Raw genomic sequence first — 10,128 nt, forward strand, 5'->3', positions numbered from 1 at the left:
GGCCACGGTGTACTGCACCGGGCGCAGCGTGCGGGGGAACCTGGCGAGCGGGGCGTCCCGGCCGGAGACGATTGAGGAGACGGCGGAGCAGGTGACGGCGCTGGGCGGGAAGGGCATCGCGGTGCGGGTGGACCACACCGTGGAGGAGGAGGTGGAGGCGCTGTGTCAGCGCATCCGCTCTGAAGCCGGGAAGCTGGACGTGCTGATCAACGACATCTGGGGCGGGGAGACGCTGCACGAACTGGGGCTGCCGTTCTGGAAGCAGTCTCCGGCGAAGGCTCGGTTGATGTTCGACCGCGCCGTGTACACGCACCTCGCGACCAGCCGCTACGCGGTGCCGCTGATGCTGGAGCGCGACCGGGGGCTCATCGTGGAGGTGACGGATGGGGACTCGTTCGGCTACCGGGGCGGCGTCGCGTACGACGTGACGAAGATGGCGGTCATCCGCCTGGCGTTCGCGATGTCGAGGGACCTGCGCCGCACGAACATCACGGCGATGGCGGTGACGCCGGGGTTCCTGCGCTCGGAGGAGATGCTGGATGGCTTCGGGGTGAAGGAGGCGAACTGGCGCGACGCGGTGAAGAACGTCCCGGACTTCATCGCGTCGGAGACGCCGTCGTATGTGGGCCGCGGGGTGGCGGCGCTCGCTGCGGATCCGGAGGTCCACCGCAGGGCGGGGCGCGTGGTCGCGTCTTGGACGCTGGCGCGCGAGTACGGCTTCACGGACCTGGATGGCTCGCGGCCGCACTGGGCGGAGTACTTCGAGCGGACGTATGGGAAGCCGTACACCGTCGCGGATGAGGCGGCCTATGCGTCGTGGCTTGGCGGTTCCATCGAAATCGTGTGTCCGGACTGGCCGAAATACTGACCGTGCACGGCTCATCCCCGGCGGCCGGGCGAAGCGCTATGGTCTGACGCGAGAGGTCGCGCACATGGCCAAGGGGCACCGCAGGAACGACGAGCCGGATCGGATCGACGAGACCCGGGTCGCACCGTTGGACGACGACCTGGACGAGACGGATGAGGTCCGCACCGAGCAGACCCAGGTGCCGGCCCCGGTGCAGCGCGACGCCGCGGAGGCAGCCCGTTCCTCCGCGGCGACTCCCGGCCGGAAGTCCTGGGGCAATCAGTCGCGGAGCGCGCCTCCCTCGGGCGCGCCCCCGCGCGCACCTGAGTTCACGGGCCTGGAGTCGCGGATGACGCCGCCTCCCGTTCCCGACGATGACCTGGTCCTGGAGACGCGCGTGGATGGGCTGTCGCCCCCGCCGCCGCACCCTGGCCAGGGCGCGTGGGAGGAGGACGCCGCCGCGTTTGCCGCTCCGGAGACCGTCGCTCGCCCTTCGCGTGACGGGGATGGTGGCAGGCAGGGGCGCGCGGGAGAGGGCGGGCGCCCACCTCGTGGCGGTGCACGCGAGAACGGGCAGGGCGCTTCAGAGGCCGTGCGTCCGGGGCGTGCGGTGACTCGCGAAGAGGGGCACGACCTTCCGGAGATCGTCCGTCCTTCACGCGGCGGTGCTCGTGATGATGGCCAGGGCATTCCTGAGAACGCACGCTCCAGCCGTGGTGGCACGCGCGAAGAAGGGCAGGGCCTTCCGGAGATCGCGCGTCCTCCCCGCGGAGCAGGCGCCGCTCGTGGCGGTGCTCGCGAAGAAGGGCAGGGCCTGCCAGAAATCGCCCGCCTGGGCCGTGACGGCGCGAAGCAGGAGGAGAGCTTCGAGCTGCCGGAGATCATCCGCGCGGGCCATGGCGCAGAACTGGACGGAAGTTCTTCCGCGCCTCCGCGCAAGGCCAGCCGGCCGGAGCCGATGATCTTCGCGCCGCTTCCCTCCGCGCAGGCGGCGAACCAGTCCGAAGCGACGCCCGAGCTGCGCACGATGTTCGCCACACACTCCGCGCTGCTCGCGGAGCGCCTCAAGGGCGAGCTCCAGCACAAGATCTACGGCCGCTCCCCGCACCGCATCCTCCGCGTGGACGAACCCGAGGGCCCCAGCACCGCGGGCGGCAAGCAGGCCCGTCAGGCCATCTCGCTCGTGGACCGCAAGGGGACCGCCCCCGCGCTCGTCGCGGGCTGGGTGGACGTGGCCAAGGGACAAGCCTCGCTGCGCAACCACGAGGCCGTGGCCAGGCGCTACGAGTTCCAGCACGGCACTCCGCTGGAGCTGGCCCCGGAGGAATACGAGAAGTTCCTCACCGACGTGGACGAAGTGCTGCGCACCGCCGCCATCCAGGTCCGCATCCTCGTGCCGGACGAATCCGCGCCCGCGCGCGCCACCGTCGGGCAGCAGGCACCGCGCACCACCGGCGTCGCCGTGCGCTGGGTGATGCTGCTCGTCATCGTGGCCTTCCTGCTGGGGCTCGGAGCGGGCGCCACGCTGCTCCACGGCGGCTGACGGCTCACCAGTGTCCAGTGAACGAAGGGGCGCTGCGCACCGGTGCGATGGCCCGGCCGCCTCGCCCCTTCCACCTTGGTGTCTCCCCATCCGGCCGGAGGCACCCATGGCGTCATCCCCTCGCCGTCCGAAGTCCCACCTGCGCAAGCTGCTGGGCGGCTGTGTCGTGTCCGTCGCCCGGGCCTTCGCCCCCACCTCCGTGCTCGCGGACGGCCCTCCGGTGATGGATGTCCGGCCGCGTTACGGACGCGTTCCAGGCCCGGGCCGTGACTCTCAAACACTCGGAATCCGAGGCTCGGATCCGCGACTCACTGGATGACGCGGGAGTGACAGCGGGGCGGGGTGCCCCATGGTACGGTGCTCGCGTCATTTTTCAGGGGGGACAGCCACGAGTGCCCGCCCTGGAACTTCGTGAGCCCCATCATGCGCAGACTCTCTCTGCTGGCCCTCTGCCTCGTCGTCGCCACCGCGTGTTCCTGCGGCGACAAGGACTCGAAGGGCGGCCCCCCGGAGACCGGCACCGCGCCGACTCCGTCCTCGAAGTCCCCTGGCCTCGCCGTCGAGCCGTTGCCCGAGCCTCCCGCGCTGAAGATCGACGCGGAGGACGCCGCGTCGCAAGGCCCGCTCTCCATCGCGGCCGCGCGGCCGACGGGCCAGGTCTACGGAAGCGCCCGGCCGACCATCACCTTCACCAAGCCGATGATCGCCCTGGGCTCGGTCGCCGCGGAGCGTGGCCTGGCGGCCCCCGCGACCATCGCCCCCGCGCTGGAAGGTGAGTGGCGCTGGCTGGGCTCCGCGAGCGTGGAGTTCGTGCCGAGCGCTCCCGCGAAGATGGGGACGCAGTACACGGTGACGGTGCCCGCGGGCCTCAAGGCCATGGACGGCACCGCGCTGGCGCAGCCGTACACCTTCCAGTTCGAGACGCAGCGCCCCTCGCTCCAGACCGCGCAGCCGGAGTCGGAGTTCCGCTGGCTGCAGCCGGAGCAGGTCTTCACGCTGACCTTCAACCAGGCCGTGAAGGACCTGGCGCAGCACGCGCGCCTGGAGCCCGCGACCGGCGCGCCCGTGCCGCTCACGCTGGTGAAGACGACGCCGCTCGCGGACGTGAAGGAAGTGCAGGTGGGCAGCGGCCCGGCGCGCAAGTCGCAGGACCGCCGCGTGAAGTACGAGCTGAAGCCCGCGCAGAAGCTGCCCTCGGGGACGCAGTTCACCCTGGTGGTGGACGGTGAGCTGACGGGCACGGATGGCCCGCTGCCCATGGGCGAGGCGGTGCGCTACGCCTACGCCACCTATGGCGCGCTCAAGGTGGAGTCCGCGGGCGCGTGCGTGTTCACCTGGGGCGAGGAGCAGTGCTCCTACGGCCCGCTCATCCTCTTCACGTCCAATGAGCTGGATGTGGCCTCGCTCAAGGGCAAGGTGACTCTGGAGCCGAAGGCGGAGATCGACTGGGAGCGCGTGCAGACGCAGATGCCGTGGTCGGGCGGGGAGCTGAAGAACCCCTACGTGTCGCTGCCCGGCCGCTACCGCCCCGGCACCACGTACAAGATCAAGGTCGCGGAAGGGTACAAGGACCTCTTCGGCCAGACGGGCCCGGCCTTCCAGGGCCAGGTGAAGCTGTCGGACGTGGAGCCGTCCTTCGACTCCGGCTCTCGCGAAGCGCTGGTGGAGGCGTCGGGTGACGGCTCCATCCCGCTGGTGACGACCAACGTTCCGGAGGTGCTGGCGGAGGTGTGGTCGCTGTCCCCCGCCGAGCTCGCGCGGTTCATCGACACCAACGAGTGGCCGTCCTCGGAGCCCTACCGCACGACGGTGGACACGAAGGCCGCGCGCAACCTGGAGCGCACCTCGCCGCTCGACCTGCGCCCGGCGTTCAACGGGGCGAAGACGGGCCTGTTCCTCGCGCGGCTGGATGCGCCGTCGCTCAAGCAGAAGTATCCGCGCCGGGTCATCGGGCAGGTGACGGACCTGGCGGTGCACGCGAAGCTGGGCGCCGCCTCCGGTGTGGTGTGGGTGACGTCGCTGGCGACGGGCGCTCCGGTGCCGGACGCGCAGCTCACGCTCTGGGACAAGCAGGGCACGGAGCACTGGACGGGGACGACGGACGCCAACGGCCTGGCGAAGGTGCCGGGCTTGTCGGAGCTGCTCAAGCCCAAGGACGAGTCCACCTGGAACACGCCCTGGGCCATGGTGTCCGCGGTGAAGGACACGGACATCGGCGTGACGCTGTCCACGTGGGAAGGCGGCATGTCGCCCGGTGCGTTCTCGCTGCAGAGCGCGTGGGAGGGACGCGTCCCGGACAGCCTGGGCTTCGTGTTCGCCGACCGTGGCATCTACCGCCCCGGTGACGACGTGATGCTCAAGGGCGTGGCGCGCTACCGCCGCCTGGGCGTGCTCAAGTCGCCGCCCGCGAACGCGAAGGCGCAGGTGACGGTGACCAGCTCGCGCGGCGAGAAGGTCTTCCAGACGGAGGCCACCGTCACGAAGTACGGCACCTTCCGCGCGGACCTCAAGCTGGGCAAGGACATGCCGCTCGGCTACTACGACGTGGCGGCGAAGCTGAAGGTCGGAGGCGAGACGCTGAGCTACGGCGGCACCTTCCGCGTGGAGGAGTACCGCGCGCCGCAGTTTCGCGTGGACGTGGCGGTGCCGAAGAAGGACGTCGCGGCCGGCGAGCCGCTCACCGCCCGCGTGGACGCGCGCTACCTGTTCGGCGGCGCCATGGGCGACGCGCAGGTGCGCTGGAGCGTGCAGCGTGTGAGCTCCTTCTTCACGCCCCCGGGCAATGAAGCCTTCACCTTCGGGGTGAACACCTGGTGGTGGGACGATGATCAGCCGGAGCACAGCAGCGAATCGTTCGGCTCCGGTGACGGCCGCACGGACGCGCAGGGCCAGCTGGCGCTGGCGGTCGGCTCCGCGGACGCGCCCGGTGGCAAGACGTGGGAGTACACGCTGGAGGCGGAGGTGGAGGACGTCAACCGCCAGCGCGTCGCCAACCGCAACCTCATCATCGTGCACCCCGCGGACGTCTACGCGGGCCTGCGCACGCTCTCCACCGGCTTCGCGGAGGCCGGCAAGGAGGTGGCCCTGGAGCTGGTCGCCGTGTCGCCCGAGGGCAAGCGCCAGGACGGCGTCGCGGTGGACGTGAACATCAAGCGCCGCGAGTGGAAGTCCATCCGCAAGAAGGGCGATGGCGGCCAGTGGTTCACCGTCACGGAGCCGGTGGAGACGGAGGCGGCGAAGTGCTCGGTGAAGAGCGCGGCGACGCCGCAGCCGTGCAAGTTCACCCCGGCCGAGCCCGGCCTCTACGTGATGGAGGCGGTGGCCACGGACGCGAAGGGCCGCAAGGCGACGACGCGTGACTCGCTCTACGTCACCGGCTCCGGCTGGGTGTCCTGGCAGCGCAACGACACGGACCGCATCGACCTGGTGGCGGACAAGCAGCTGTACGACGTGGGCGACACCGCGAAGATTCTCGTGAAGAGCCCGTACCCGCAGGCGGACGCCATCCTCACGGTGGAGCGCGAGGGCGTGCTCAGCGTGCGCCGCGTGAAGCTCAAGGGCAGCGCCACCGCGCTGGACGTCCCGCTGGGTGAGGGCGCCATCCCCAACGTCTTCGTGGGCGTGGTGCTGGTGCGCGGCCGCGTGGAGGCGGCCAAGGGCATCGAGTCCGGTGACGACCCGGGCCGCCCCGCGGTTCGCGTGGGCTACACGCAGCTGAAGGTGGAGAAGAAGGCCAAGCGCCTGTCGGTGGCGCTGACGCCGGACGCGCCGGAGAAGCGCCCGCGCGACAAGGTGACGGTGGACGTCGCGGTGAAGGACTCGACGGGCAAGGGCACGAAGTCCGAAGTCACGCTCTGGGCCGTGGACGAAGGCGTGCTGCGGTTGACGGGCTACAAGGCCCCGGATCCGCTGGACGCGATGTTCCAGGAGCGCGGCCTGTCGGTGCGCATCGGCGAGCCGCTCATCCACCTGGTGCTGCGCAAGCTGTACGGCGAGAAGGGCTCGCGGCCGGGCGGCTCTGGTGGCTCCGACACGACGGGCTCCGGCATCCGGTCCAACTTCAAGACGACGGCGGTGTTCCAGTCGGTGGAGACGGACGACCAGGGCATGGCGAAGGTGGAGTTCACGCTGCCGGACAACCTGACCACCTTCCGCATCATGGCGGTGGCCGTGACGGACGCGGACCGCTTCGGCGTGGGCGAGAGCAAGGTGCAGGTGGCCAAGCCGCTGCTGGCGCTGCCGGCGCTGCCCCGGCTGGTGCGCGTGGGCGACAAGGCGGAGGCGGGCGTGGTCATCCACACCACCAACCCGGCCATCAAGGAGGCCAAGGTCACCGCGCAGCTCACGGGCGTGCGCGTGGAGGGGCCCTCGGAGAAGACGGTGCAACTGGACGGCAAGGCCCGCGAGGTGCGCTTCACCTTCGTGGCCGAGCAGCCGGGCACCGCGGTGCTGCGCTTCGCCGTCGCCGGTGGCGGTGAGACGGACGCGGTGGAGCAGAAGATCCCCGTGCAGCTGCCCGTGGGCATGGAGGCGGTGGCGGTCTACGGCGATACCACCAGCGAGCGCGTGGAGGGGCTCAAGCCGCCGGGCGGCGTGCGCCCGGGCATGGGCGGCCTCTCGCTGACGATGTCCTCCACGGTGATGGGCGGGTTCGACGAGTCGATGAACCAGCTGGTGGACTACCCCTACGGCTGCCTGGAGCAGATGTCGTCGCGGCTGGTGCCGTTCGTCGCGCTGCGCGAGCTGTCCGGCAAGTTCGGCGTGGCGTGGACCGGTGGTTCGGATGAGCAGAAGCAGGCGTTCGTGCGCGGCTTCCTCAGCGAGGACGCGCTGAAGACGCAGGGCACGTTGGATCCGGACACGGTGGTGACGGCGACGGTGCGCAAGATCCAGGCGCTCCAGAACCACGACGGTGGCTTCCGCTTCTGGGCCTCCAGTGAGTGCTCCTCGCCGTATGCGTCCGCGTACGCGACGCTGGCGTTGGCGCGCGCGAAGGAGGTGGGCTACCCGGTGGAGGCTGCCGTCCTCGACAAGGCGAAGAAGTACCTGGCGGACAAGGTGGCGGCGGGCGTGTGCACGCAGTGCGCGTACGGCTGCAACGCGCCGGGCCTGGAGACGCGGGTCTTCGCGCTCTACACGCTGTCTCGCATGGGGGCGCCGCGGCCGTCGTACTACAACGAGCTGTTCGAGCAGCGGCAGAAGCTGCCGCTCTTCGCGCAGGCGATGCTGACGGACGCCATCTTCGTGGGGAGGGGCAACCGCGCGCAGGGCCAGAAGCTGCTCCAGGAGCTGCTCAACAAGGCCCAGGAGTCCGCGGCGGGCGTGCACTTCCAGGAGACGGACGCGAAGACGTACGCGCCGCTCTGGTCCTCCGACACGCGCACCACGGCGCTGGTGCTCCAGACGCTGGTGGACGTGCAGCCGGACCACCCCTACGTGTCGAAGATGGGGCGCTACCTGGCGTCCGCGCGCGAGAGTGATGGGCGCTTCCGCAACACGCAGGAGGCGGCCTTCACGCTGATGGCGCTGTCGGAGGTGGTGCGCCGCAAGGAGACGGCCGCGCCGTCCTTCGAGGCGGTGGTGAAGCTGGGCGGGCAGGTGATTGCCTCCGCCGACTTCAAGGACCGCGACATGGGCGTGAAGACGGTGCAGGTGCCGGTGGAGAAGCTGGGCCCGGCGGACAAGGCGCAGCCGCTCACCTTCGGGGTGAACGGCACGGGCAACCTCTACTACGGGGCGCTGCTGCGCTACGCACCGGCGCAGCTGCCGGTGGACCCCATGGACCGGGGCATCATCGTCCAGCGCTGGTTCGAGCCGTACACGGGCGGCGGCCAGGCGAAGGCGGCGCGCGCGGGCGAGCTGGTGCGAGTGCGCGTGCGCGTGGCCACGCCCATGCGGCGCAACTTCGTGGCGGTGGACGTGCCGCTGCCCGCGGGCCTGGAGCCAGTGGACACGTCGCTGGCCAGCACGGCGCGGCTGCCAGGCCCCGCGGGCTCCGGTCAGGAGGAGGGCCCCGGCGAGGGCTACGAGTACGAGAGCGAAGAGGACCTGTCGGAGACGGACGAGTCCGAGAACGTCTGGGCGACTCGGTTCTGGTCGCCGTTCAACCACACGGAGATGCGGGATGACCGCGTGGTGTTCTTCGCCGACGAGCTGCCCCCTGGCGTGCACGTGGCGACCTTCGTCGCCCGGGCCACGACGCCGGGTGACTTCCTGCTCAAGCCCGCGCACGCGGAGGAGATGTACGCGCCGGAGGTGTTCGGCCGCTCCGAGGGTGGGCGCTTCCCGGTGCTGATGCCGGACGAGGTCGCTTCGAAGTGATGAAGCGCCTCACGCTTCGCGGGACGGTGCGCGCCGTGGCGGTACTGGCGGCGCTCCTGGTGGTGGGCTGCGCGGGCTTCATCGCGTGGCCCCTGCCGGGGACGTTGTTGTCCCGCGAGGCGCTGTCCTCGCTGGTGCTCACCGACCGCACGGGCCACGCCCTGCGCGAGGTGCTCTCCCGCGAGGACGGACGCAGTGTGGGCCTTCCGGAGGGACGCATCCCTCCGAAGGTGCGGCAGGCGTTCATCGCCGCGGAGGATCAACGCTTCACGTGGCATCCGGGCGTGGACGTGGTGGCGGTGGCCCGGGCGGCGCGAGACAACGTGTCCGCCGGGCGCATCGTGTCCGGCGCGTCCACGATTCCGCAGCAGCTGGCGCGCAGGCTGGTGCCTCGGGAGCGCTCGTGGTGGGGCAAGGCCGGCGAGGCGCTGTGGGCGCTGCGGCTGACGGCGCACCTGCCCAAGGAGCAGGTGCTGCTGGAGTACCTGGACCGCGTGCCGCTGGGGAACTCCACGTTCGGCGTGGAGGCGGCGGCGCGGCGGTACTTCGGGCGGCCGGCGGAGCGGCTGTCGGCGGGGCAGGCGGCGCTGCTCGCGGGGATGGCTCGGTCGCCCGCTCGGAGGGATCCATACCGGCGGCCGGAGATGGCCATGGCCGGGATGCGCGATGTGCTGTCGCGCATGGTGGTGGAGGGCTTCCTGACGAAGGAGGAGGCGCGGCTGGCGGAGGAGACGCCGCTGGATCTGGTGCCTCCGGAGCGCGTGTTCGAGGTGCCGCACCTGACGACGGCGCTGCTCCAGCGGCTGCCGGAGCTGGGCCTGGACCGGGCGTCGCGCATCGAGACGACCATCGACCCTGCGCTCCAGGCGGCGGTGGAGAAGGCCATCACGGAGGAGCTGCGGGGCCTGGCGCACCGGCGCGTGGGCGAGGCGGCAGCCATCGTCATCGACAATGCTTCGGGCGAGGTGCTCGCGTACGTGGGGTCCTCGGACTTCCTGGACGAGGAGAAGGGCGGGCAGAACGACGGCGTGCGTTCGCTGCGGCAGCCGGGGTCGGCGCTCAAGCCGTTCGCGTACGGGCTGGCGCTGAGCAAGGGCTTCACGCCGTCGAGCGTGCTCGCGGACGTGGAGGTGCACCTGGCGACGCCGGGTGGCGCGTACGTGCCGAAGAACTACGACCGGCGCGCGCACGGCCCGGTGCGGCTGCGGGCTGCGCTGGCGTCCAGCTACAACATCCCGGCGGTGCGGGTGGCGGACGCGCTGGGGCCGGAGCAGGTGCTGCGCGTGCTGCGCGAGGCGGGCTTCCAGAGCCTCAAGGAGAGCGCGTCGCACTACGGCGTGGGCATCGTGCTGGGCAACGGGGACGTGACGCTGCGCGAGCTGGCGCGGGCATACCGGGGGCTGGCGCGGGGTGGGGT

The 10,128-nt window shown here is 71.2% G+C and carries 5 protein-coding genes; all 5 read left to right on the forward strand.

All coding sequences use genetic code 11. The annotated features are described in order from the left end of the window. Nucleotides 1-868: SDR family oxidoreductase (locus D7Y15_RS39940; RefSeq protein WP_121755843.1), on the forward strand; the 868-nt coding region annotated here is incomplete at its 5' end. 64 nt (nt 869-932) lie between these two features. Continuing rightward, entirely contained in the window at nt 933-2,390 is a 1,458-nt protein-coding gene (locus D7Y15_RS39945; protein WP_121755844.1) for a hypothetical protein, read from the forward strand. A 106-nt stretch (nt 2,391-2,496) separates the two neighbouring features. Beyond that, nucleotides 2,497-2,709 (forward strand): hypothetical protein, encoded by a 213-nt coding sequence (locus tag D7Y15_RS44450; protein WP_139922709.1) that lies wholly within the window; start codon nt 2,497-2,499, stop codon nt 2,707-2,709. Nucleotides 2,710-2,813: 104 nt separating this feature from the next. Continuing rightward, on the forward strand, nt 2,814-8,711 hold the full coding sequence (locus D7Y15_RS39950; RefSeq protein WP_148712995.1) for an Ig-like domain-containing alpha-2-macroglobulin family protein: 5,898 nt from the start codon (nt 2,814-2,816) through the stop codon (nt 8,709-8,711). Then, nucleotides 8,711-10,128 (forward strand): transglycosylase domain-containing protein (locus D7Y15_RS39955; RefSeq protein WP_199746040.1); only part of this gene is annotated, 1,418 nt, incomplete at its 3' end. The genes D7Y15_RS39950 and D7Y15_RS39955, both read left to right, overlap by 1 nt.

Origin of the sequence: Corallococcus sp. AB030 (assembly GCF_003668965.1) — a bacterium.
GTDB lineage: Bacteria > Myxococcota > Myxococcia > Myxococcales > Myxococcaceae > Corallococcus > Corallococcus exiguus.

Excerpts from the sequence above, each read along its gene's own strand:
- D7Y15_RS44450 (WP_139922709.1), top strand. The coding sequence starts at position 2,497 with ATGGCGTCATCCCCTCGCCGTCCGAAGTCCCACCTGCGCAAGCTGCTG.
- D7Y15_RS39945 (WP_121755844.1), top strand. The coding sequence starts at position 933 with ATGGCCAAGGGGCACCGCAGGAACGACGAGCCGGATCGGATCGACGAG.
- D7Y15_RS39950 (WP_148712995.1), top strand. The coding sequence starts at position 2,814 with ATGCGCAGACTCTCTCTGCTGGCCCTCTGCCTCGTCGTCGCCACCGCG.